This window comes from Caulobacter sp. BE254 (genome assembly GCF_031457295.1).
Taxonomy (GTDB): domain Bacteria; phylum Pseudomonadota; class Alphaproteobacteria; order Caulobacterales; family Caulobacteraceae; genus Caulobacter.
The window spans coordinates 101,163-125,129 of sequence record NZ_JAVDWJ010000008.1; the positions used below are offsets into that span (position 1 = coordinate 101,163).

A 23,967-nucleotide genomic window follows, 5' to 3' on the forward strand; every position below is an offset into this window, starting at 1 on the left:
CGCAATGAGCCAGTTTCCGACCTGGGGCCCACCCTCAGGGCGGAGCAGCTTCAGGTGGATCTTGCGGTAAATCATAGGCGGCTCAAGCTCGACGGGTACGAGGTCTTCTACCGCGAGGCGGGCGCCGCCGACGCGCCGGTGATCCTGTTGCCGCACGGCTATCCCTGCTCGTCGTACGAATTTCGCGCGTTGATGCCGGCGCTCTCCGATCGCTGGCGCTTGTTGGCGCCGGACTTTCCCGGCTGCGGCTACAGCGACACCCCCGCTGGCTTCGCCTACGACTTCGACGGATACGCGGCGTTCCTGGCGCGCTTCCTCGACGATCTGGGCGTCGACCGCTTCGCGCTTTATCTCCATGACTTCGGCTCGCAGATCGGCCTTCGGCTGGCGATCATGCGGCCGGAGGCGGTGACGGCCTTGATCATCCAGAACGGCGACATCTATCAGGACGCGTTCGGGCCGAAGTACGAGGGGCTCTTCGATATTCTCGGCCGCCCCGAAGCCGAAGCGCGGGCGGCGCTGGCCAAGGCCGTCACCGAGCAGGAATTCAAGGCGGAGTTCCTCAACGACGTGCGGCCCGAACTGGCCGACCTGATTTCGCCCGACCTCTGGACCTTGCATTGGGCCCTGATGACGCCGCGGCGCAAGGAGATCACGGTCGATGTCCTGGCCGGGCTGCAGCAGAACCTCGCCTGGTTTCCCCGTTACCAGGCCTATCTGCGCGAGCACCGGCCGCCGGCGCTCATCTTGTGGGGACCGCAGGACGGCTACATGCCCGAAGCGTCCGCGCGGGCCTATCTGCGCGACCTTCCCGACGCCGAGCTCCACCTTCTAGACGGCGGCCATTGGCTGCTTGAGGTTCAGCTCGAGGCGGTCGTTCGCCGCATGAGGCCGTTCCTGGAGCGTACGCTCGGCCCGCGGCCGAATGGGTGAGCATCCGAACGTCAAACCAGACCTGCATTTGCGATCCGGCTCCCGCGCGAATGAATCCATTCGCGGATTCGGGCGTTTCCGGGATGGAGGAGCGACCGAATGCCCGAGATCCAGACCTATCGCGTCCACGCTCGCGACGACCGTAGCCATGGCCACGCCGTGGAGGCCGCCAGCTTCGAGGACGCGGCGATCGCGTTCGTGGAGATGTGGCGCCCGCCCGTCGACGCCGGCAACGAGGTTTCGGTCATCGTCCGCGAGGCCGACAGCGGCCTGGAGCTTTGCTATCGGATCGACCTGGACAGCGGCGACGCCGCGCCTTGCCCCCCATAGTCTTTGAAGGCTCGGCCGCCGGCGAAGATCGTCGGTGGAACAATGCGCCCGCGGCGGCGCGGTCGGGTGTAACCCGCTGCTTGCTCCCGTTCCCACATAGGCTATATATAGCGCGCTATATTGATGAGGCGCGTGATGACCCCAGACACCCTCGCCGACCTTGGGCCAGCCTTTCTCGGCAGCCGGCTCAAGCGGCTCTCCGACCGGCTCCAGGCCGAGGCGACGGCCGTGCTCCAGGCGCACGACCTGCCGATCCAGCCCGCGCAACAGGTGCTGCTGGCGGCGCTGAAGCAGGACGGCGCCCTGACGATCGGCGCCCTGGCCCAGCGCCTGCGGCTCAGCCAGCCGACCATCACCCGCACAGTCCAGGGCCTGGTGGACCAGGGTCTGGTCGGGGTCAGCCGCGAGGCCCGCGACCTGCGCCACAAGACCTTGTCGCTGACCGAGGACGGCGCGCGGGTGATCGGCGCGGCCCAGCGCGAGATCTGGCCCCGCGTCGCGGCGGCCGTGACCGAGCTTTGCGAGGGCGGCGAGCAGGCGCTGCTCGACCAGATCGCGGCCCTGGAGGCGCGGCTCGACGCCAGGTCGCTGGTCGACCGCGTGACCTCGGCGCGCGGCCTTGCGGTCCGCGACTTCTCCGACGACCTGGCCGGAGCCTTCTACGCGATCAACGCCGCCTGGATCTCGCAGATGTTCGCCCTCGAGGAAAACGACGTCACCCTGTTGGAGAACCCGCGCGCGCTGATCGTCGACAAGGGCGGCGCGGTGCTGTTCGCCGAAACGCCCGACCTCGGCGTGGTGGGGACCTGCGCCATCATGAAGATGAAGGACGGCTGGTTCGAGCTGACCAAGATGGGCGTCCTGGAAGCGGCGCGCGGCCGAAAGGTCGGCGAGTTCCTGCTGGCGGCGGCGCTGGACCGGGCCAGGGCCATGGGCGTGGCCGACCGGCTGTACCTGCTGACCAACCGCAAGTGCGCGGCGGCCATCCATCTCTACGAGAAGCTGGGCTTCCAGCACGACGCCGAGATCATGGCGCTGTTCGGCAGCCGCTATGAGCGGTGCGACGTGGCGATGCGGTATCGAGCCTAAGAGGAAACCTGCGCCGCCGTCGCCTTCAGCACCTCGCGCGCCGCGTTCGGGTCGAGCCGCACCTGCAGGCCGCGCTGGCCGCCGTTGATGTAGACGCGCTCCTCTGCCAGCGCGTCGGCCTCGATCACCGCCGGCAGTGGCTTGCGCTGGCCGAACGGACTGATGCCGCCGACCTTGTAGCCGCTGATCCGTTCGGCGTCGGCGGGCTTCATCATCTGGGCCGACTTGCCGCCGACCGCCGCCGCCAGCTTCTTCATCGCCACCTCGCGGTCGGAGGGGACGATGACCAGCACCGGCTTGCCGTCGACCAGGGCCATCAGCGTCTTGAGCACCCGGCTGGGCGCCTCGCCCAAGGCGGCGGCCGCGGCCAGGCCGATGCTGTCGGCGTCGGGATCGTAGTCGTAGGCATGGACCGTGAAATCGACCCCGGCCTTGGTCAGGGCGAGGGTGGCGGGCGTGGTGCGGGACATGGCGCCACTATAGCCAAGCCCGCCCGCGCCGGGCCAGACCCAGGCTTGGGCCGGCCCCTCCACGGTTGTCATCCCGGAAGCCTCGCAGAGGCTGTCCGGGACCCAGGGGACTGGGCTGATGCGGTGCGGTTCACCTGGGTCCCGGACAAGCGCTGCGCGCTTTCCGAGGATGACAACCCCTACGGAATTCCAACTTCCGCACACGCCCTACTTCGGGCAGATCGCGTCGCCCTCGTTCGAGGCCAGTCGCACCTCGGTCAGGGACAGCGAGAACGGCCCGCCGGCGCCGACCACGAACGGCGCGGTGACATGGTCCATCTTCGCGCCGGCCGCCTGGAAGCAGGACAGCTTGATCTTGACGCTTTGCCAGGCGTTCAGCGGCGCTTCCTTGACGGCGGAGGTGACGTCGATCGTTCCGGCGCACGAGGCGTCGTCGGCGCAGCCGATGCCCAGGGTCACGGGACCGGTCGGAGCGGCGTCGATCCGGTAACGGACCATCACCGCCATGTCGCCGGTGGTCTGGCGCGACAGGTCGACGGCCGGGCCGTGGATGGCCAGCGTGCCCTGCCCGCTCCAGGTCGCCTGGCGGGCGTTCTCCTGGGCCCCGGCGTCGATCGCCTTGACCGAGCCCGCCCCCACGAAGTCCATCCGCCAGGGCGCGGGCAGCCGGCCGTCGACGAAATAGCGGTCGACGCTGCCGGCGGCGGCCACATCGCCCGCGACCTCGGGCAGGACGCCGACCTTGCCCGGCTTGGCGTAGGACAGGCCGTAGCCATAGGCGAACTGCGGATCGTAGCCCGGCTGGCCGCGGTTCAACGGCCCCTGGTCGGCGCGCTTGGGCCAGGAGAAGCCGAGCTTGCCCTGGAAATCGCGCTTGGGCTTGCCGTCCTGGCCGGCCACCAGCACGTCGGCGACGCCGCCGCCCTCGCTGCCCGGCAGCCAGGCGGCGACGAAGGCGTCCGAGGCGTTGATCTCGGGGTTCACCCACAGGGGACGGCCCGAGAGGAACACCGACACCACCGGAATGCCCTGCGCCTTCAGCCGCTTGAGCAGGGCCAGGTCGGCCTTGTCGCCCAGCTGGTAGCCGAGATTGGTCACGTCGCCCTGGAACTCGGCATAGGGGTCCTCGCCGAACACCACGATGGCCACGTCCGGCTTGGTGGCGAACTTGCCGTCGGGCGCCAGCTCCGCCTGGCCGCCGGCGGCCTTCACCGCCTGCTCGATCCCGCCCCAGATCGACTGGCCGTGCGGGAAGTCGCTGTTCTTGTTGCCCGTGCCCTGCCAGGTCAGGGTCCAGCCCCCCGAGGCCTTGCCGATGTCGTCGGCGGCGCCGGCCACCAGCACCTTGGCGCCCGGCTTGACCGGCAGCACGCCGTCGTTCTTTAGCAGCACCAGCGACTTGGCCACCGCCTCGCGGGCGATCGCGCGGTGCTCGGGCGCGCCCAGGCGATCGAAGCGGCCCTGGACGGTGGGCGCGACGCGCTCGAACAGCCCCGCCTTGACCTTGACCCGCAGGATCCGCCGCACGGCGTCGTCCAGCCGCGCCATCGGGATCTCGCCCGCCTTCACCTGGGCCAGGGTGCTGTCGTAAAGGCCCTTCCAGCTGTCGGGGGCCATGTACATGTCGAGCCCGGCGTTCATCGCCTGCGGGCAACTGGTGTTGGTGCAGCCGGCGAGCTGGCCGTGGGCGTTCCAGTCGCTGACCACGAAGCCCTGGAAGCCCATCCGCCCTTTCAGCACGTCGGTCAGCAGGCTCTTGTCGCCGGTGATCTTTTGGCCGTTCCAGCTGGAGAACGAGGCCATCACCGTCAGAATGCCGGCGTCGATGCTGGGCGGATAGCCCTGGGCGTGGATCGCCACCAGCTCGGCTTCCGGGATTCTGGCGTCGCCCTGGTCCTTGCCGCCCTCCGTGCCGCCGTCGGCCAGGAAGTGCTTGGCCGACCCGGCGATATGGCCCGCGGCCAAGGGCTGCCCCGGCTTCAGCGCGCCCTGCAGGCCCAGGGTCATGGGGCCCGAATAGGACTTCACCACCTCGGGGTCCTCGGCATAGCCCTCGTAGCTGCGGCCCCAGCGGTCGTCGCGCGGCACGGCCACGGTCGGGCCGAAGGTCCAGTCGCCGCCGACCACCGCCACCTCCTCGGCCGTCGCCTGGCCGATGCGGCCGATCAGGGCCGGATCTCGCATGGCGCCCAGGCCGATGTTGTGCGGAAAGATCGTCGCTCCGACGATGTTGTTGTGTCCGTGCACGGCATCGATGCCGAACAGCAGGGGAATGGGGACATGGCCCGGCCGGGCGGCCAGCGACTGCTTGCGGTAGGCGTCGATCAGGTCGGTCCAGGCCTTGGGCGGGGCGCGGTCATTGCCGCCCGGGGCCGAGTTGCCACCGGCCAGGATCGAGCCGAGCGGGTACTTTTCCAGGTCCGCCGGGGTCATCGAGGCGATGTCGCCCTGGATGGTCTGGCCGACCTTTTCCTCGACGCTCATCCTGCCCATCAGCTGGCTGATGAAGGCCTCGGTCTTGGCGTCGGTGATCGCCGCCGGACTGGCGGCCACGGGCCACTGGGCCGGATGGGCGACGCTGGACTGGGCGTAGGCCGGAGCGCTCGCCAGGCCGGCCGAGGCAATGAGGGTCGAGGCGAGCAGGGCCGAGATCGCAGGACGACGGGAGCGGACGGTCATTCAACACCTTCGGGAAGCGGCCCGGGCGCGCGGGTGCGGGCGCCGGCGGACATTGCGCGGCAAAGAACCGGCGCGACGGGGAGAACATCGTCGCGCCGGAGTTTGGAGAGCCCCCGATGAAAGGGGATCCAGGGCGCGCCGCCGCCGGAGGGTTTGGCGAAGGCGCGTCGTCCCCGCCGGCAGTTCGGCGCTGGAACGGGACGGATCGGAATGGAGTGGACGCCGCTCGCCGTCGGGCGCGCGGGCCTGGGGTGGTTTCCTTCCCTGAAGCGGAGGCTGGCGCCTCTCTGACACCGTGACCTCATCACGAATTGACAGCGCTGTCTAGTGAAAGTGTGAACGATACCGGGCGGGCAGGTCTCGCGGTGCGCCATGGCTCAGGCGGCGCTGCGGCGGACGATGGCGGCCAGGGCGGCCTCGTGGGTGGGACTTTGGGCCACGACCGTGTCGATCCGCGCCGTCAGGTCCGGCAGGATGGCTCGCACCTGCTCGAAATTCGACGCCTCGACCAGCGGGTCATAGGCCCTGGGCGTCACTCCCATGCCCTCGAAGATGTAGAACCAGGACAGGTCGGTGAACAGTTCGCCGGGCTTGGCGTCGACCCGGCCGCAGGCGCGATAGAGCTCCAGCCGCTCGGCCAGGCCATCGGGCAAGGGCGTGGCGGCCCGCTCGCGCCAGAACGCCGTGTCGTCGCGGGCCGTCACGCAATAGTGCAGCAGGATGAAGTCGCGATAGGTTTCGTACTCGTCGGCCAGGGCGCGATTGTAGGCGGCGATGTTGACGGGGGCGAAGTCGCGGTCCGGGAAGTGGTCCAGCAGCTTGTAGAGGCCGCTGCACACCAGGTGGATGCTGGTGGATTCCAAGGGCTCCAGGAAACCGGACGCCAGGCCCAGGGCCACGCAGTTGCGGCTCCACATCGTCTTGCGGCGACCCGCGGTGAAGCTCAGCTTGCGCGGCTCGGCCAGGGGCTGGCCGATCGCCGTCAGCAACTCGTCCTGGGCCGCGCCGTCGTCGATGAAGGCGCTGGAATAGACATAGCCGTTGCCCACCCGGTGCTGCAGCGGGATCCGCCAGCGCCAGCCGGCGTCCTGGGCCACGGCCTGGGTGTAGGGCGGCGGCGGGCCGGCATGGGCGGTGGGCGCGGCCAGGGCGCGGTCACAGGGCAGCCAGCGCGTCCAGTCCTCGTAGCCGGCGCCCAGGGCCTGCTCGATCAGCAGGCCGCGAAAGCCGCTGCAGTCGATATAGAGGTCGGCCGCCAGCTCGCCGCCGCCCTTCAGGACCAGGGCTTCGATGAAGCCGTCGTCGCGCAGCCGCGCCTCGGCCACCTCGCGCTCAAGCCGCCGCACGCCGCGGCGCTCGGCGTGGTCGCGCAGGAAGCGGGCGACCAGGACCGCGTCGAAATGCAGGGCCTGGCGCAGGCCGGCCAGCGGACCGGGGATGCGCGGATCGGGATGGGCCAGCCGGCCGGCGTCGCCCAGGGCGGCGGCCAGGCTGAACTGCGGCACCGTCGGGTCCAGCCCCTGGGCGCGCGCCTTGTGGAACATGTGGTGGAAGGGCCGGCGATCGATCGACACGCCGAAGGTCCCGAACGGATGCCAGTAGCTGTCGCCGATCGCGCGCCAGTCGTCGAACTTGATGCCGAGCTTGAACGTGGCCTGGACAGCCGGAATGAAGGCGTCGAGATCGACGTCGATCAGCTTCAGGAAGTCGAAGATCGGCGGGATGGTCGCCTCGCCGACCCCCACCGTGCCGATGTCGGGCGACTCGACCAGGGTGATGGCGCAACCGGTACCGCGCAGAGTCTGGCTCAGCAGGCAGGCCGCCATCCAGCCGGCCGTGCCGCCGCCGACGATGGCGATCGAGCGGATGGACCTGTCGCTCATGACGTCCTCCCGAGACGAGAGAAGAAGCGGCGCCGGCCAGCTCAGGGCCGGCCGGCGCCAGGCGCTCGGCGGGCGACGGGGGATGAGCCGCCGCCTCGCCGGGGAACCTTCGCCCGACCGGTCGAAGGTTCCAACTCAAATCCTCGGAGCGCGTCGGACGTCGCGCTCCGGTCCGGCCTACATGCCGAACTTGAACCGCGCGCCGATCACCACACGGCGGTCGCCGGTGGCGTAGCGGAACGGCAGGTTCTTCCATTGCAGGTAGCGGCCGGTGTCTTCCTTGGTCAGGTTGATGCCTTCCAGCACCACCTTGATCTGGTCGTTGATCGCGTAGCCGATCTGGCCGTCGAGTTGGCCATAGGCCCGTTCCCAGGTGCCCAGCGAGTGGGTGTCCGTGCCCGAACCGAAGGCGAAGTTGCCCTGGTAGCTCTTGTCGCGCCAGGCGTAGGACAGGCGGGCCTCAAAGCCGTGGGCTTCGTAGTAGCCCTGGACGTTGAACGCGTGCTTGGCCACGCCCGGGATCGGCAGGTTGTCCTGGTAGTCGTTGGAGTTGGACGACTTGGAGTCCGAGTAGGTATAGTTGGCCGTGAAGCCCAGGCCATTGGCGAACGCGTATTGCGCGGCCAATTCGACGCCCTTGATCTCGCCGCCCTCGCCATTGACCGGCTGGGTGAAGATCCCGGCCGTCGCGCCTTCCACCGAGCCGTCGGCCACCGTCCGCGAGACCGTGTCGGTCTGGATGAACGAGTCGACGTTCTTGTAGAAGACCGCCGCCGACAGCAGGCCTTGGGTGCCGAAGTAGCGCTCATAGGCCGCGTCGAACTGCGAGGCGCGGTAGGGGTCCAGCTCCGGGTTGCCGCCGCTGCCGTTGGTGTAAAGGAAGCGGTTGAGGTTCGGGCCAGGCGTCGAGCTGCGGGTGAAGTTGTAGCTGGAACCGGTGCCCAGCTGGAACAGGTTCTGACGCGACATGACGCGGGCCGCCGAGACGCGGACCTTGTCGCTGTCGGTGACGTCGAACACGCCGCTGAAGCTGGGCAGAACGTCGGTGTAGGAGCGCGAGGTGGTGATGTGTTCCGGGTTGGAGATCACCCCGTTCCAGCTGTCGGTGCCGTAGTAGTTGGGCACGGTCGGCGTGGCGCTGGAGTCGATCGTCAGTTCGGTCTTCACCACTCGGACGCCGGCGTTCAGGTGATAGCGATCCTCGGCGCTGCCCGCGTCAGCCATCATGTAGCCGGTCGTGGTCTTTTCCTTGACGTTGAACGACTGGATCGGGTCCCGGTAGTACTTGAACGGCGTCGACGGATAGAGCGCCGACAGCCACTGGACCGGGTTCTTCATCTGGTCGCGATTCTGGAACAGGGCCGTGATCCCACCGACGGTCAGGGTCTCGAAGCGTTCCGGATTGGTCGCCGCCGTCTGGTACGGGGTGATCAGGGCCGGCGAGGCGCCGAAGCGGCCGTCGTCGGTCGCGGTCTGGCCGCAGTTGGGGCGACCCGGCGTGCCGGCCGGCAGGCCGCACGACTTGAAGCCGATGGCCCCGTCCTGGAAGTAGCCCAGCGGGGTCCAGTCCTGGCCCAGGGCCTGGCCGTTCAGCTCGCCCTTGCCCGAATAGTCGGCCAGCAGCAGCAGGAAGTCGGAATTCACCTTGCGCTCGGCGTAGCGGGCGCCGGCGCTGAGCACCAGGTTGCCGTTCTCGCCGAACTCGGGACGGTACTTGAAGTCGGCCCGGACCGAAGTGTTCTTGATGTCAGTGCGTTCGCCGAACACCCAGTGCGACTTGGCGAAGACGCTGCTGGGGGTGGTGAACTGCGACGGGTTGGCCGGGGTGAACGTCGGGTTGTCGCCGTTGGTGTAGGTATAGGTGAAGGTCGACGGCGCCGTGGCGTTGGGAATGAGCCCGGCCGCGGTGCCGTTGCGCACGGTGTACTGGGTGTAGCGGACGTCGTTGTTGGCGCTGTCGCTTTCGTAGTCGGACTTCGAATAGGCGCCGCGAACGCTGCCGGTCAGGCGACCGCCGTTGTCCCAGTTGGCGGCCAGTTGGAAGTTGTCGGTCTTGGCTTCTGCGTTCTGGACGTAGGAGGTGCCTTCGGCCGAGTTGGCGGTCACCGTGCCGGTCTGCAGAACGCCGTTGGTGTCCTTGGTGAAGCCCGCCGCCGAATAGTTGGCGTTCTCGTTGGCGAACGGGAACTTGATCGAGGCCTCTGATGTCAGGATCTTCAGGTCCGAGTGGAACCAGTCGGCCGTCAGCTGCAACGAGTCGGTCAGGGCGAAATCGACGTTGACCGAGGCCCCCAGGCGCTTGCGTTCCTGGTCCCGATAGGTCGCGTAGCGGTATTCCGGCGACCAGACGTCGACCGTGCCCGCGCCTTGCGGACGGTCCTCGAAGGCCCAGCCGCCGCGGTTCTCGCCGGCCAGCACATCGGTGTGGCTGTCGGTTTTGTCATACGAGATGGTGCCCAGCACGGCGAAGCGGTCGCTGAACTTGTGGCCCAGCACCAGCGAGCCGGTGGGGGTCCAGTCGGTGCCCGAACCCTTCTGGCCGCGGATGTCGCCGGCGATGGTGGTGTCGTCGGCCAGGTCGCGGGCGTTGCGGGTCTTCAGGTTGATGATGCCGCCCAGGCCGCCTTCCAGCAGCGAGGCGTCCGGCGACTTGTAGACGTCGACGCCGCCGATCAGCTGCGAGGGGATGCCCTCCAGCGAGTTGTCCTGGGTGATCTTGCCTTCGTAGAGGCGGAAAATCTCCAGGCCGCTGACGAAGATCTCGTTGTTCAGCACCGTGACGTTCTGGTCGAGGCCGCGGATGCGGACCTTGGTGCCCTGGCCGTTCTCGCGGTCGATCTGCACGCCCGGCAGGCGCTGCAGCGACTCGGCGATGTTCTGGTCGGGGAACTTGCCCATGTCCTCGGCGGTCACCGACTCGATGATCAGGTTCGAGTTCTTCTTCAGATTCAGCGCGTTCGCCAGCGAGGCCCGGAAGCCGGTGACGATGACCTCGTCAACCTGGGATGGCTCTTCCTTCTGGGCCGGCGCGGCCTGGGCCAGGGCCTGGCCGGCGCTCAACAGCACCATGGCCGAGGCGGCGCCGAGCAGAGCCGTGCGCGATCGATAAGACTTTGTCGTCATTATGCATTCCCCTGATGTGCGGCAGCAGTTCTCAGCCTCGATCAGCGAAGCCGAACGAGCCAAGACGCGGAGTTTGAGGGATGCCTGCGCATCCTCCCGTGGGTTTCCGGCTTTTTATGAGGCGCCGGTAGCTTCAACCTATGGACAACCGACAGCGCTGTCAACTTGCGACAACGGAATTCTGGGGGAATTTGTCGGTGCAGCTTTCAGGTCACACCCGGGCCAGGGCCGAGGCGATCGCCGCCAGGGTGACGGGCTCCATGACCGCGTAGCCCTCGCGGGTTGGGTGGACCCCGTCATAGGCCAGGCCCGGCTTCATGCCCCCCGCCCCGTCGTCCAGCACGGCGGTATAGTCGGCCAGCACCGCGCCGCGCTCGACCGCATACGCCTCGATCCAGGCGTTCAGGGCCCGGACCTTGGCCGCGGGACCCAGGCCCGGCCGCCACGGGAACTCCGCCGCCGGCGTGACCGTGGCCAGGATCACGGCGATCCCGTTGGCCTGGGCCAGGGTGGTCATGGCCTGGAGATTGGCCTGGGTGGCGGCGATGTCGTAGGGGCCGGCGTTCTGGGCGATGTCGTTGATCCCGGCCAGGATGTGCACGGCGGCCGGCTTCAGCGCCACCACGTCGGGCCAGAACCGCACCAGCATCTGGGCCGTCACCTGGCCGCTGATCCCGCGGCCCAGCAGGCCGTTGTCGGCGAACAGGGCCGGACGGGCGTCGCGCCAGCCCTGGGTGATCGAGTCGCCCATGAACACCACGCGCCGCCGTTCGGGCGGCAGGTCGCGGTCGATGGCGTTCTCGGCCGCGTAGCGCTGCAGGAACGGCCAGTCGGTGCGCAGCCGCTGCTCCTCCGGGCTCGGCGCGGGCGGAGCGAGGGCCTGGGCCAAGGCCAGGCTGGGAACGGCCATGAGCCCGGCCGCGAGCATCGTGCGGCGACCCAGCATCAACGAACCTCCGTCTTGGCGGCGGTCACGTTCCAGCCGCGCAGCTCGACCTTCGCCCCCGGCCGCGCCTGGCCCGGATAGCGGATCTCCACCGTCCGCCGCTCGCCCGGCAGCAGCGAGACATAGTTGTCGGCGTAGTAGGCCGGCAGGATCCGCGCGCCCTTGGCGTCGACCAGGGTCAGCTTGCCGTTCAGGGCCGGGGCCGAGCCGGTGTTGGCCAGGGTCACGGTGACCACCGTCTCCTCCCCCGCCTTGCCGCCGGCGGCCGTGATCGACACTGGCTGGTCGGCCATGGCCGACAGCTTGCGCTCGCCCTCGGCGTCCTTTGCCACCCAATAGAGGTTGCTCGACAGCAGCTTCCCGTCGGCGGCGGCCAGGTCCAGCCGCACCACCACCGCGCCCTGGGCCAGCGGGCCCGACAGGTCCAGCGTCTCGCCCAGCGCCGTGCCGTTGGCCGGGGCGTCGATCCGCCAGGTCCGGTCGGCCAGCGGCTTGCCGTCCAGCCCCACCACCCGGGCGCGCAGGGCCGCGCCGGAGATCGGCGCGAGGGCGTTGTTGACCACGGCCAGCCGATGGTCGGCCAGGCTCATCTGGGCGTGGACCGTCTCGGCCGCCTTCTGGGTCCCGTAATAGGCGGCGTGGGTGTCGTAGTCGTGGCTGAGGATCTGCCACATGCTGCTGGGCCAGGCCGGCTGGGTCATCCACAGCAGGCGGCCCGAGGATTGGGTCCACAGCTCCTGGTTCATGCCCTCGAAGATCGCCCGGTGGGTCTCGTAGTTCATCAGCTGGGCCTTGCGCTCGAAGTCCTCGAGGCTGACGGCCGGACCCAGCTTGGCGGCCATGGCGTCCAGGAAGGTCTTGGTCGCGCCGTTCCCGGTGGCGTGCCAGTCGTGATAGGCCCAGACGTCGCTGATCGGCCAGCGGTCGGCTGCGGGCACGGCGGCCTCGAACGCCTCCAGGGTCGGGAACGACGGCGTGCCGACCTCGACCGAGAAGCCCTTGGCGTGCTCGGTGAAATAGGTCTCCGGTTCACGGTAGTTGTAGGGTCCGCTGTTCTGCAGGTTCACGCGGTTGGAGCTGCCGGTGTACCAGCGCGTGCCGTCCAGGTCGTGGACCAGGGCCTCCAGGCCCTCGTTGAGGATCGGCTGCGGCACGCCCTCGTTACGGCCGAACCACAGGGCGATGGAGGGATGGTTGCGGTAGCGGCTGATCACATCGGCGGCGTTCTTCAGGAACAGCGGCACGTCCTGCGGCTCCAGCTGGAAGTCCTGGGTCGAGGCCCAGAAGTCGTTCAGCACCAGAAGGCCGTACTCGTCGGCCAGGTCGTAGAAGACGTCCTCGGTGTTCTGCCCCACCCAGTTGCGAATGATGTTGAGGTGGGCGTCCTTGTGCAGGCGGAAATAGGGCTCCAGCCGCTCGCGCGACACCCGCTTGCGCCAGTCGTCCGTGCCCCAGTTGCCGCCGCGCGCGGCGATCTTCACGCCGTTGACCTTGATCACGAGATAGGGCGTCAGGCCGGTGTCGGGCACGTCGCGGACCGCCGGCGAGGTTTCGCCGACCTTGGTCAGCGAGGTCGCCCAGCCGTCGGTCACCTTGCGGATGCCCTCGTGACTACCGTCGGTGACGTCCTGGCCCAGCTGGCGGGCCTTAGCGTAGTCGACCTCGACGCGCCGCAGCTCGCCGTGCGAATCCATCAGCGACATCTCGTAGGTCATCTGACGCAGGCCGATGCGGCTGTCCTTCTGGTCGGAGACCTTGCCGTCGACGCTGGCCAGCAGGCGCAGGCCGTACAGCGCCTGGGCGCCGTAGCCGTTGGGCCACCAGAGCCTGGGGTTCCGGATCGACAGCTGCGGGAAGTCGGCGGGGGTGAACACCACCTGGCCCTGGCCCGGCGCGACGGTGACGGCCTTCTCGACGGCGACCGTGTCGAAGGCGGCGCGGACCGTCGCCTGGACCGGGGCGTCCGTCAGGTTCTCGACCGGCACGGCGATCTCGACCTCGGCGACGCTGTTGTCGGCTTTCGGCAGGGTGGTGACCACGTGGCTGTCGCCGATCCGCACCGGGCCGGTCGAGCGCAGCACCACGTCCTGCCACAGGCCGGTGTTGCGGTCGCGGACGCTGGGGATCCAGTCCCAGCCCTCGCTGGCGATGAAGGTCGGGCCGTCCAGGGCCTGCATGCCGCCGTTCTCGCCGACACCCGCGGTCAGGGACTCCTCGTGGGCCAAGCCTGGATGCGGCGGCGGCGAGACCCTGACGGCGATGGCGTTGGCCACGCCCGGCCTGAGCTTGCCGGTGACGTCGAACTGGCCGCGGATGAAGGCGCCCTTCAGGTCGCCCAGCTTCTCGCCGTTCAGCCAGACCTCGGCGGCGTAGTTGATGCCCTTGAAGACCAGCTGCTGGTGGCGGCCTTCCTGGCTGGCCGGGGCGACGAACTCGCTGCGGTACCAGTAGTCCTGCTTGTTCAGGCTCTCTGGAATGGCCGTGTTGTTCAGGCCGTAGTCGGGGTCCGGATAGACGCCGCGATCGACCAGGGTGGTCAGCACCGTGCCGGGCACGGTGGCCGCGTACCAGGCCTTGGCGTCGTAGCCCGGTTTAGACAGCGCTGTCGGAGCGTCGCCGACCTTCGGGGCTTCGGCCAGCGACCAGCGCTTCACGGTCCAGGCCTGGGCGCCTTCCGTGGCGGGCGCAGCGACCAGGGCCGGGCCGGCATAGGGGGCGACGGCGACAGGCTTGGAGAACGGGGCCTTGGTCTTGGGCCGCGTCCAGGCGTCCTGCGGCGACACCTGGCCGTACATCTGGCGCACCTGCACCGGCCAGGTCGGGCTGCCGGGCTCGTACACGGTCAGGTCGGGGTCGGGCTTGGCCGAAGCCAGGGTCTTGAGCTTTGCGGGGGCCAAGGCCGAGCCCTGGGCCGTGAAGCCCGCCACCTTGCCGCCGAACGGCGCCGTCCCCGCCAGTTTGCGCGGACCCAACTGGACGGTGGAAGCCGCGGTGACCGGCGCGGCCCGCCCCTCCCCGACCTTGGTCCCGTCGACATAGAGCGTGACCGTCGTCCCGTCCGAGATCGCCGCCACATGGCTCCAGTATCCCGGCTTCAGCGCCGTCGCGCCCTTGACCGCGGACGTTCCGGCCCAGACGGCCGGCGCGCCGTCTTCCAGCTCGATGAAGCGGCCGCCGCTGGCCGGGTCGCCGACCCCGGCCACCACCACCCGCCCGGTCGAGGCCGCCGCCGGCGCGATCCAGCCCTGCAGCGACCACGGCCCTTCGGCGGGCAATGGGCTTCCCGCCAGGGGCTTGGCCAGGCCGTCGCCGCCGCGCGGCAGGTCGGCGTTGTAGGGGCCGTAGACTGACGATGTCTGGGCGGCGGCCGGCAGGGCGACCAGCGCGGCGCAGGTCGCCAGCAGCGACAGGCGCAGCATCCGGCGGGCGAACTTGGTGGTCATGTCTTTCCTCCTCGGTCGGCCTCTTCGGGCCTTTGGTTGTCTTCAGGAACGTGTCTTCAAGGTCGGGGCAGCAGGCGGCAAAGCGCGCCGCGATCGTCTTTCGTGGTTTGGGGTCCGGACGGGGTGAAGGCGACCGCCTCGGCCGCCGTCGTCTGGGCGGGCCAGGGCGCCAGGCCCGGCCCGTTCGGATCGCTGGTGCGGGCGAAATTGACCCAGTAGGCCTGGAGCGGCGGCCAGGCGGCCCCGGTCGCGCCGGCCGGCGGCGTGTCGAACACCAAGGGCAGCTCCGAGCCGTGCCGCACCGGTCCCGCGCCAGGGGCGGCGACGGCCAGTTCGTAGCGCCAGGTCCGCTGACCGGCCGCGACGTGGCGGGCTGCCACCCAGGTCGCCGGGCAGCGGAAGCCGGTGTCGGCGGCGATCTGGTCGGCGGTCTCGTCCGACGCCGCACCCTGGGCGCCGATCGCGTAGAGCCGGAGCGCCTGGCCTGGGTCTTGGTAATTGGCCTTCACCCAGGCCGAGGTGTTGGCTGCGCCGCCGTACAGCGACAGCTCGCGGGCGCTGTTGCCCATGATCAGCGGCACGCGGGCCTGGCGGCCAGCGGCCAGGGTCTTGGCCGGTGACTCGCGGAGCACCGCCCCGTCGACCACCGCCTGCAGCCAGACGAAGCCGTCGTCGGAGATCGGCGGCTTCAGGGCGTCGGCGGCGCCCAGCACGGCCAGACCGGGGGCGGCGCGCAGCCCGGCCAGGTCCTTGGCGCCCAGCGCCCGACCCAGGGCCTGGCCCAGCGCCTCGTTCTGGGCCAGGGATCGCGGCGGCAGGCCGAAACCCGCCGTGCCGCTCTGTTCGATGGCCTTGTGGAACAGGCCCCGCGCCTCGGGGGCCAGCATCAGCAGCCCCACGTCCTGGCCGCCGGCCGAATGGCCGAACAGCGTCACATTGCCGGGATCGCCGCCGAACCGGGCGATGTTGTCCCGCACCCAGCGCAGGGCGGCGATCTGGTCCATCAGGGCGTAGTTGCCCGAGGCCCCGCGCCCCTCGGCGGTCAGGCCGGGATGGGACAGGAAGCCGAAGGCGCCCAGCCGGTACTGGATCGACACCAGCACCACGCCCTGCTCGACCAGGCTCGACTCCACCGTGCCCCGCGCCGAGCCGGCCCGGTTGGCGCCGCCATGGATCCAGACCATGACCGGCAGCGGCTTGGCCGGCTTCAGCGCCGGCGTGCGGACGTCCAGATAAAGGCAGTCCTCGCGACTGTCGGCGGCGTCCCTGTCGTTCCAGCCGTAGCCCCGTTGCAGGCAGGGCGCGCCCGAGAAGGTCGCCTCGCGGGTCCCGGTCCAGGGCGAAACCGGCGCGGGCGGCCTCCAGCGGCGGTCGCCGACCGGCGGTGCGGCGAAAGGCACGCCGCGGAAGACCGCGCCGGCGCCCCGCGCCTCGCCCTGGATCGTTCCGCCCGTGACAGCGACCGTGGCCTCGTCGGCGGCGCGAGCCGTTCCCGCCGTCCCGAAGGCCAGCAGGGCCAGCAGGACGACGGCGCGGCGGTCAGGCGGCGGCATGGGCCGCTGCGGCCTCGGCGGGGGTCCACAGGCGCGCGGCGCCGCGCACGCCCGAGGAGTCGCCCCAGCGGGCGGGGGCCAATCGGGCTCGCCAGCCGTCGGAGAACACGTGGGGTTCGATGAAGCCGGGCAGGCGCTCGTACAGTTCGTCGACGTTCGACAGCCCGCCGCCGAACACGAAGGCGTCGGGATCGACGATGTCGGCGATCACCGCCAGGCCGCGGCCCAGGCGGTCGAGATAGCGGTCGAAGCTGATCACGGCCTCGGCGTCGCCGGCCCGGGCGGCGGCGATGATCGCCTCGCCGGCCAGGGTTTGGCCGGTGCGTTCGGCATGGTCGCGGCGGAAGCCCGTGCCCGAGATCCAGGTCTCCAGGCAGCCATGTCGGCCGCACCAGCAGGCCGGGCCCGGCGATTCTTCCGGCTTGGGCCATGGCAGGGGCGTGTGGCCCCACTCGCCGGCCACGCCGTTGGCGCCCTCGACCAGCTTGCCGTCGACCGCCAGGCCGCCGCCGCAGCCGGTGCCGATGATCACCGCGAACACCGCCGCCAGGCCGGCGGCGGCGCCGTCGACGGCTTCCGACAGGGCCAGGCAATTGGCGTCGTTGGCCAGGCGCACCGGACGGCCCAGACCCGCCTCCAGGTCCTCGCGGAACCGCCGGCCGTTCAGCCAGGTGGAGTTGGCGTTGCGCATCACGCCCGTGCGCGGCGACACCGAGCCCGGCGCGCCCACGCCGATCGAGCCGCGGCCGCCGGCTTGCTGCTCGGCCTGGGCGATCAGGTCGCGGACCGTGACGATGGCCGCGTCGTAGGATCCCGGATTGGGGGCCCGCACGCGAGCCAGGAACCGGCCGTCCGCCGACAGCGCGGCGGCCTCGATCTTCGTGCCGCCAAAATCAACGCCGACCTGCATCAAACCGTATTTCCTCCAGCCGCCGTTCGCCGCCCTTCAGGGCTCGCGCGGCGCGCACATGCAGTTTGCCTCATAGTCAGCAGCCCCGAATAAAGAAAGCAATTTAAATAATTCCGCCGACAACGGCGCCGCTATCGCCATGGCCCGCCGCGATGCTACTACGACGTCAGGTCGAAGGTCATCGAATGCCGCCCTTGGAAGTCTCGCGAAAGTCGAACCGCAAGCGCACCGCCGGCGCAAGCCTGTCGGGGGCCAATCTCGAGCGGGTCGGCGACCACAACCAGCGGGTCATCCTGCAGGCCATCCGGGTCAACGGCCCGATCACCCGCGTGACCCTGGCCCAGATCACCGGCTTGACGCCGCCGGCCGTGGCCAACATCACCAAGCGCCTGCTGGACGACGGCCTGATCGTGGAGGCCGGACGGGTCCAGGGCGCGCGCGGCCAGCCGGCCATGAACCTGACGATCAATCCGAACGGCTGCCTGTCGATCGGCGTCAACATCGACCGCGACCACATCACCGTGGTCATGCTGGACCTGCTGGGCGCGGTGCGGGCCCGGGCCAGCAAGGAGATCGAGTTTCCCCTGCCCGCCGACGTCGCCAAGTTCTGCAAGACCCAGATCCACAAGATGCTGGCCGCCTGGAAGGGCGAGCCGCCGCGCCTGTCGGGCATAGGCGTCGCCCTGCCCGACGACCTGGGCCGGGTGGACCTGCCGCATCGGCCTGAGAACTACGGCGTCTGGAGCACGGCCGACATCGGCAAGCTGATGGCCGACATCCTGCCCCTGCCGGTGTTCGTGGAGAACGACGCCGCCGCCGCCGCCTTGGGCGAGCTGCAGTTCGGCCACGGCCTGCGCCGCCCCAGCTTCTTCTATGTCCTGGTCTCGTCGGGCCTGGGCGGCGGCTTGGTGATCGAGGGCGACTATTTCCGCGGCGCCCAGGGGCGCAGCGGCGAGATCGGCTTCCTGCCGGTCAGCTCGCCGGAGACCCAGGCCCGCTCGCTGCAGGAGGTGGTGTCGCTGTCGGCGCTCTACGCCCATCTCGAGGCCGGCGGCATCCTGGTCGAGCGTCCCGACCAGCTGATCGACCTGCCGCCCGAGGGCGAGGCCAGGGTCGAGGCGTGGATCGACCTGTCGGCCCGACTGCTGGTCCAGCCGTTCGTGGGGATCAGCTGCCTGGTCAATCCGGAAGCCATCTATGTCGGCGGCCGGCTGCCCACCGCCCTGCTCGATCGCCTGGTGGTGGCGGTCAACGCCCGGCTGGCCGAAATCGTCGACGTGCCGGCCCTGGCCCGTGTCGAGCGGGCCGCCACCTCGGCCGACGGCCCGGCGGTCGGAGCGGCCCTGCTGCCGTTCACGGCCCAGCTGCTGCCCTCCCGCGCCGCCCTGATGAAGACCGGCCAAATCTGATCGTCCGATCACGGATCATATGGTCCGCTGAGCGGTGACGGGCTGGCCCTTCCGGTGCTGGGCATCGAGCATGACGATGGCGCGGTGAGCGGCGCGGATCGCCCCTTCCTGCCAGGCGCCGACATGGCTGAGATATTCGCCGGCGAAGTGGATCGGCCCGTCAGGCTGGCCCAGCAGGCGATAGTCTGGCTCGTCGTCGCTGGCCCAGCCCACCCCGATGCCCAGGGTGTGGGGCACGGCGGCCCACTGCACCTGCAGCGGCTTTTCCAGCAGCTGGCCGCAGCCGGGGTGCATGGCCTCGATGACCCCGCGGGTGTGCTCGATCTGCTCGGCGCGCGGCAGCTTGGCCAGCTGAACAGCCGCCGGCCCGCCGGTATAGGCGCCCAGGATCACGCCGGTCTTGGTGTGCAGGCCGTAGCTGGGATACCAGACCATGTTGCTCGGCCCCTTCACGAATGAGAGACCGCCATAGATCTGGTACTTGGGCCCCTCCCAGAAGCGCGGGGCCTGCCAGGCGATCTTGATGCTGTCGCGATAGGGCGTGCGAGCGATCGCCGCCTTGTAGGCCGGGCTGAAGTCGGCGTCGATCTTGGCCAGCACGGGCAACGGGATGGTCGAGATGCAGTAGTCGGCCTCGATCGCCAGGTCCTTGCCGGCCACCACGTCACGGTAGGCGATCCTGACGCCCTTCCCCGTCTTGCGGATCTGGCGGACCTCGCACTGGCGCTTGATGATCTTGGGCCCGAGCGCCTTGGCGAAGGCGTGGGGGATGGCGTCCATGCCGCCCTTGGGCTGGAACATGGTGGCCTGCATGTCGATGGTCTCCTCGAACAGCACGCCGTTCCACAGGTCCTCGTCGAGCAGGGCCTTCAGACTGACCGGGTCGTAGGGCGTGGCGCGCTCGTCGCCGGCCCCCGGCTCGATCCTCAGCCCGGCCCGCTGCGAGCCCTTGTAGAAAAGGTCGGGGGACAGGTCGCCATAGGTCTTCAGGAAGGCGACCATCCGCTGCTTGTCGTCGGCCGTCAGCTCCGCGTCGAGGGCGCCGGTGTTGATCGCCTTGGCCAGCAGTTCGGAGACGTGGCCGCGGGTGTCGTTGATCGCCGTCCGCATCTTGATCGGCTTGCCGCCGTTGGCCTCGGGGTTCAGCAGCAGGGCGCTGCGGCTGGTGTTGACCTCGACCTCCAGCTCCACCCCCAGCTCGCGGCAATAGCCCAGGACGATCTGGTGGTGGCTGGGCAGGCGCGCGGCGCCGGCGTTCATGTACTGGCCTTCGTCGAACTCGCAGACCTGGCGCGAGCCGTCGGTCATCTCGATCTTGTCGCCCCGGCGCACGGTCCAGACCCGGCCGCCGGTGCGGGCCCGGGCCTCCAGGATCGTGCAGTCGTAGCCGGCCTTGCCCAGCTCCCAGGCCGCGGCCATGCCCGACACGCCCGCCCCCAGGATCACCACCTTGGCCCCCTTGCCGCCGCCGCCCTTGGCCAGGTCGGGCGGGGCGCCGGCGAAGGCCGTGGACGGCGCCAGCAGGCCCAAAGCCTGCATGGCGGTGAAGGCGGCGCTGTAGCCGCCGGCCGCGCCAACGGCGTGAATGAAGCTGCGACGGCTGACCGGCATGCGTGACCCCTCGTTTGCCTGTTGTTGCGGCTATGCGAGACGGCGACTTTCCACGGGTCAATCAAACACGACACGGCCGCGCGTTTGCCCGCGCGGCGCCGCTGCAGCTTGCGGCCGGCGCCGCATTTCACGGCGACGGGCGCTTGTCCGTGCGCGCCCGTGCAAGGGCTGATGCGCGCACGGACAAGCGACTCGGGGATCTCAGACCGGCGGCGGATTGACCGCCTTGAAGCCGCCTTCGCGCCAATAGGGATAGTGCGGATAGGCCGGGGTCACGGCGCTGGCGGCGTCGAGACGCGCCACCTGCTCGGGCGTCAGCGCCCAGCCGACGGCGCCGAGGTTCTGGCGTAGCTGCGCCTCGTTGCGGGCCCCGACGATCACGCTGGACACCGTGGGCCGGCGCAGCAGCCAGTTGATGGCGATCTGCGGCAGGGTCTTGCCGGTTTCGGCGGCGACCGCGTCCAGGGCGTCGATCACCGCGTAGAGTCGTTCGTCGTCGACAGGCGGGCCGATATCGGCGGTGTCGTGCAGGCGGCTGACCTCGGGCAGGGGCTGGCCGCGGCGGATCTTGCCGGTCAGCCTACCCCAGCCCAGCGGGCTCCAGACCATCGCCCCGACGCCCTGGTCGAGGCCCAGCGGCATCAGCTCGTGCTCGTAGTCTCGGCCGACCAGCGAGTAGTAGGCCTGGTTGGCGACGTAGCGCGGCCAGCCGTGCTTGTCGGCGACGGCCAGCGACTTCATCAGCTGCCAGCCCGAGAAGTTGGAGACGCCGACATACAGCACCTTGCCGGCCCGCACGAGGTCGTCGAGGGCCGACAGCACCTCCTCCACCGGCGTGAAGGCGTCGAAGGCGTGCAGCTGCAGCAGGTCGATGCGGTCGGTGCGCAGGCGCTTGAGAGCCCCTTCGACGCCGCGCACCAGCCGCAGGCGAGAGGTCCCGCGATCCAGCGGTCCGTCGCCCATCGGCAGGCCCAGCTTGGTCGAGATCAGCGCCTGGTCGCGCACGCCCTCCAGGGCCGCGCCGAGAATCTCTTCCGAGGCGCCGTTCGAATAGACGTCGGCGGTGTCGAACAGGGTCACCCCGGCCTCGAGGCAGATCTCGATGAGCCGGCGGGCCTGGGCGGCGTCGGTGTCGCCCCAGGCGCTGAACAGCGGGCCCTGGCCGCCGAAGGTGCCGGCGCCGAAGCTGAGGGCCGGGACGCGCAGGCCCGACTTTCCGAGTTGGCGGTATTCCATGGTCGGGGGGTCCTTGATCAGAGGGCGGCGACGCGCGGGGCGCGGCGCTCGAGGGAAAGGCTGAAGGCGGCCAGGGCCAGGGCCGACAGCGTTGGCGGTATTCCATGGTCGGGGGGTCCTTGATCAGAGGGCGGCGACGCGCGGGGCGCGGCGCTCGAGGGAAAGGCTGAAGGCGGCCAGGGCCAGGGCCGACAGCGGCACGGCGGCGGCGACCAGCGGGACGGACGCCAGGCCAGGGCCATGGGCGATCACCGCCCCGCCCAGCCAGGCGCCGAAGGCGTTGCCGAGGTTGAAGGCGGCGATGTTCAGGCTGGAGGCCAGGCCCTGCCCCGCCCCGCCGGCTTGCGACAGCACCCGCATTTGCAGCGGGGCGACCGTGGCGAAGGCCGCCGCGCCCAGGCCGAAGGCGGCGACCACCGCCCCGACCCGGTCGTGGAAGCCGAAGGCGGAGGCGACCAGCACCAGGGTCAGGATGGCCAGGCTTCCCAGCAGGGCCGGAGCCAGGGCCTTGTCGGCCCAACGGCCGCCGACCAGGTTACCGCCGACCAGGCCGGCGCCGAACACCAGCAGGATCGGCGAGACCGCCGCCTTCGAATAGCCAGCCAGCTCGGTCAGGATCGGCTGGATGTAGGTGAACACCGCGAACACGCCGCCAAAGCCCAGCACGGTCATCAGCAGGCCCATCTGCACCTGCGGCCGGGCCAGGACCGCGAACTCCTCACGCAGCGGGGCGGGTTCGACCACGTCCTTTTCGCGCGGAACCAGGACGGCCAGCACCGCGAAGGCGACCAAGCCGATCGCGCCCACGGCCCAGAAGGTCGAGCGCCAGCCGAAGGCCAGGCCCAGCCACGAGCCGAACGGCACGCCCAGCAGGGTGGCCAGGGTCAGGCCGGTGAACATCACGGCGATGGCCGAGGCCTTGCGCTGGGGCGGCACCAGGCTGACGGCGACCAGCGCGCCGACGCCGAAGAAGGTGCCGTGGGCCAGCGCGGTGACGATCCGCGCGGCCATCAGCAGACCATAGGTCGGGGCCAGGGCCGCGGCGACGTTGCCGATCGTGAAGATGGCCATCAGCACCAGCAGGGTGGTCTTGCGCGGCAGGCGGCGGGTGGCGACCGTCAGGATCGGCGCGCCGACGAACACGCCCAGGGCGTAGCCGGTCATCAGCAGGCCGGCCCGCGGGATCGAGACGCCGAGGTCGGCCGAGACCTGCAGCAGCAGGCCCATGATCACGAACTCGGTGACGCCGATCCCGAAGGCGCCGACGGTCAGGGCGTAGAGGGCGAGGGGCACGGGCGAACTCCGTTTCAATCAGGGAAACGCAGAGGTGGTGCAGATCCACACCGTGAATTAGACTGGCGGAACGATGCACAGCTGTGAATTCAAGTCATAAATGGCCCGAATCGACGTCAACCGTTCCGGCGAGATGGAGGTGTTCGCCCGGGTCGTGACCCTGGGCGGTTTTTCCCCCGCCGCCCGGGCCCTGAAGATGACCCCCTCGGCGGTCAGCAAGCTGGTCAGCCGGATGGAGGCGCGGCTGGGCGCGCGGCTGATCAACCGCTCGACCCGCAAGCTGACCCTGACCGCCGAGGGCGAACTGTTCCACGAACGGGCGCTGCGGGTGCTGGCCGACCTGGACGAGGCCGAGAGCGCGGTCGCCGCCAGCCAGACGCCGCGCGGCCGGGTGCGGATCAATTCCAACGTGCCGTTCGGCCTGCACCACCTGCTGCCGCTGGTCCCGCGATTCTCGGCGCTCTATCCCAAGGTGATCCTCGACATCGTGCTCAGCGACACGGTCGTCGACCTGATGGACGCGCGCACCGACCTGGCCATCCGCGTGGGGCCCTTACGCGCCTCGCAGCTGATGGCCCGCAAGCTGGGTGAAAGCCCGATGGCCGTGGTCGCCTCGCCGACCTACCTGGCCCGCCACGGCGCCCCAAAGACGCCGCGCGACCTGGCCGCCCACAATTGCATCGGCTTCAACTTCGCCCGTCATTGCGACAAGTGGCCGTTCGTCGACGGCGGCGAGCGGCTGTCCCTGCCGGTCTACGGCGACGCCACCTCGGGCGACGGCGAGAGCTCGCGGCAGCTGGCGCTGGTCGGCCAGGGCCTGGCCCGGCTGGCCCATTTCCATGTCGGCGGCGACATCGCGGCCGGCCGGCTGGTCCCGGTGCTGGAGACCTACAATCCCGGCGACGTCGAGGAGATCCACGCCGTCTATGTCGGCCACGGCGGCCAGTTGCCCAGCCGGGTGCGGGCGCTGATCGACTTCCTGGTGGCGGAAGTGGACCTTCACACGTCCGCCGCGGCCGCGATCTAGAGCGGCCTGTCTAGGAACGAGCGCACGCCGCT

General features: G+C 70.0%; 16 protein-coding genes. 5 read left to right on the plus strand and 11 right to left on the minus strand.

Annotated features, from left to right (window positions below; all coding sequences use genetic code 11):
- Positions 1-54: 54 nt before the first annotated feature.
- The 3 genes from J2X41_RS15720 (at position 55) to J2X41_RS15730 (ending at position 2,352) form a co-directional block, all read left to right on the plus strand.
- A complete protein-coding gene (locus J2X41_RS15720) occupies positions 55-933 on the plus strand; it encodes an alpha/beta hydrolase (RefSeq protein ID WP_310082959.1) in 879 nt (292 codons plus the stop codon).
- 99 nt (positions 934-1,032) lie between these two features.
- Positions 1,033-1,263 (plus strand): DUF5961 family protein, encoded by a 231-nt coding sequence (locus J2X41_RS15725; protein WP_310082960.1) that lies wholly within the window; start codon positions 1,033-1,035, stop codon positions 1,261-1,263.
- Positions 1,264-1,398: 135 nt separating this feature from the next.
- A complete protein-coding gene (locus tag J2X41_RS15730; RefSeq protein ID WP_310082961.1) occupies positions 1,399-2,352 on the plus strand; it encodes a bifunctional helix-turn-helix transcriptional regulator/GNAT family N-acetyltransferase in 954 nt (317 codons plus the stop codon).
- On the opposite strand, the gene ybaK is transcribed toward J2X41_RS15730, so the two are convergent.
- The 8 genes from ybaK to J2X41_RS15770 form a co-directional block, all read right to left on the minus strand.
- Positions 2,349-2,822 carry a Cys-tRNA(Pro) deacylase gene (gene ybaK / locus J2X41_RS15735; protein WP_310082963.1) on the minus strand — a complete coding sequence of 158 codons (474 nt, stop codon included), beginning with the start codon at positions 2,820-2,822 and terminating at the stop codon, positions 2,349-2,351. The two genes, J2X41_RS15730 and ybaK, sit on opposite strands and share 4 nt — an antisense overlap.
- Before the next feature lie 207 nt (positions 2,823-3,029).
- Complete coding sequence (locus tag J2X41_RS15740) at positions 3,030-5,501, minus strand: exo 1,3/1,4-beta-D-glucan glucohydrolase (protein ID WP_310082964.1); 2,472 nt, start codon at positions 5,499-5,501, stop codon at positions 3,030-3,032.
- 377 nt (positions 5,502-5,878) lie between these two features.
- Positions 5,879-7,384, minus strand: a complete 1,506-nt coding sequence (locus tag J2X41_RS15745; protein ID WP_310082965.1) for a tryptophan 7-halogenase — start codon at positions 7,382-7,384, stop codon at positions 5,879-5,881.
- 177 nt (positions 7,385-7,561) lie between these two features.
- Positions 7,562-10,507, minus strand: a complete 2,946-nt coding sequence (locus J2X41_RS15750) for a TonB-dependent receptor (RefSeq protein WP_310082967.1) — start codon at positions 10,505-10,507, stop codon at positions 7,562-7,564.
- 211 nt (positions 10,508-10,718) lie between these two features.
- The gene (locus J2X41_RS15755) at positions 10,719-11,453 is read right to left on the minus strand and encodes an SGNH/GDSL hydrolase family protein (protein ID WP_310082968.1); all 735 of its coding nucleotides are present in this window, start codon (positions 11,451-11,453) and stop codon (positions 10,719-10,721) included.
- Positions 11,453-14,896: a glycosyl hydrolase 2 galactose-binding domain-containing protein gene (locus J2X41_RS15760; RefSeq protein ID WP_310082969.1), complete on the minus strand. Its 3,444-nt coding sequence runs from the start codon at positions 14,894-14,896 to the stop codon at positions 11,453-11,455. The genes J2X41_RS15755 and J2X41_RS15760 overlap by 1 nt, the downstream gene beginning before the upstream one ends.
- A gap of 56 nt (positions 14,897-14,952) precedes the next feature.
- On the minus strand, positions 14,953-16,449 hold the full coding sequence (locus J2X41_RS15765) for a carboxylesterase family protein (protein ID WP_310082970.1): 1,497 nt from the start codon (positions 16,447-16,449) through the stop codon (positions 14,953-14,955).
- Entirely contained in the window at positions 16,436-17,362 is a 927-nt protein-coding gene (locus tag J2X41_RS15770) for an ROK family protein (protein ID WP_310082972.1), read from the minus strand. Before J2X41_RS15770 ends, J2X41_RS15765 begins: the two co-directional genes overlap by 14 nt.
- A 182-nt stretch (positions 17,363-17,544) precedes the next feature.
- On the opposite strand from J2X41_RS15770, the gene J2X41_RS15775 reads away from it, so the two are divergent.
- Positions 17,545-18,768 carry an ROK family transcriptional regulator gene (locus J2X41_RS15775; RefSeq protein ID WP_310082973.1) on the plus strand — a complete coding sequence of 408 codons (1,224 nt, stop codon included), beginning with the start codon at positions 17,545-17,547 and terminating at the stop codon, positions 18,766-18,768.
- A 15-nt stretch (positions 18,769-18,783) separates the two neighbouring features.
- Here the strand turns inward: J2X41_RS15775 and J2X41_RS15780 are convergent, their stop codons facing one another.
- The 3 genes from J2X41_RS15780 to J2X41_RS15790 all read right to left on the minus strand — a co-directional run bounded on the left by J2X41_RS15780 (position 18,784) and on the right by J2X41_RS15790 (position 22,908).
- On the minus strand, positions 18,784-20,379 hold the full coding sequence (locus J2X41_RS15780; RefSeq protein WP_310082974.1) for a flavin monoamine oxidase family protein: 1,596 nt from the start codon (positions 20,377-20,379) through the stop codon (positions 18,784-18,786).
- Between the two features lie 201 nt (positions 20,380-20,580).
- Positions 20,581-21,615: an aldo/keto reductase gene (locus J2X41_RS15785; RefSeq protein ID WP_310082975.1), complete on the minus strand. Its 1,035-nt coding sequence runs from the start codon at positions 21,613-21,615 to the stop codon at positions 20,581-20,583.
- Positions 21,616-21,738: 123 nt separating this feature from the next.
- Positions 21,739-22,908: an MFS transporter gene (locus J2X41_RS15790; protein ID WP_310082976.1), complete on the minus strand. Its 1,170-nt coding sequence runs from the start codon at positions 22,906-22,908 to the stop codon at positions 21,739-21,741.
- Between the two features lie 100 nt (positions 22,909-23,008).
- Here J2X41_RS15790 and J2X41_RS15795 point away from each other — a divergent pair, with 100 nt between their 5' ends.
- Complete coding sequence (locus tag J2X41_RS15795) at positions 23,009-23,935, plus strand: LysR family transcriptional regulator (RefSeq protein ID WP_310082977.1); 927 nt, start codon at positions 23,009-23,011, stop codon at positions 23,933-23,935.
- Positions 23,936-23,967: the final 32 nt, after the last annotated feature.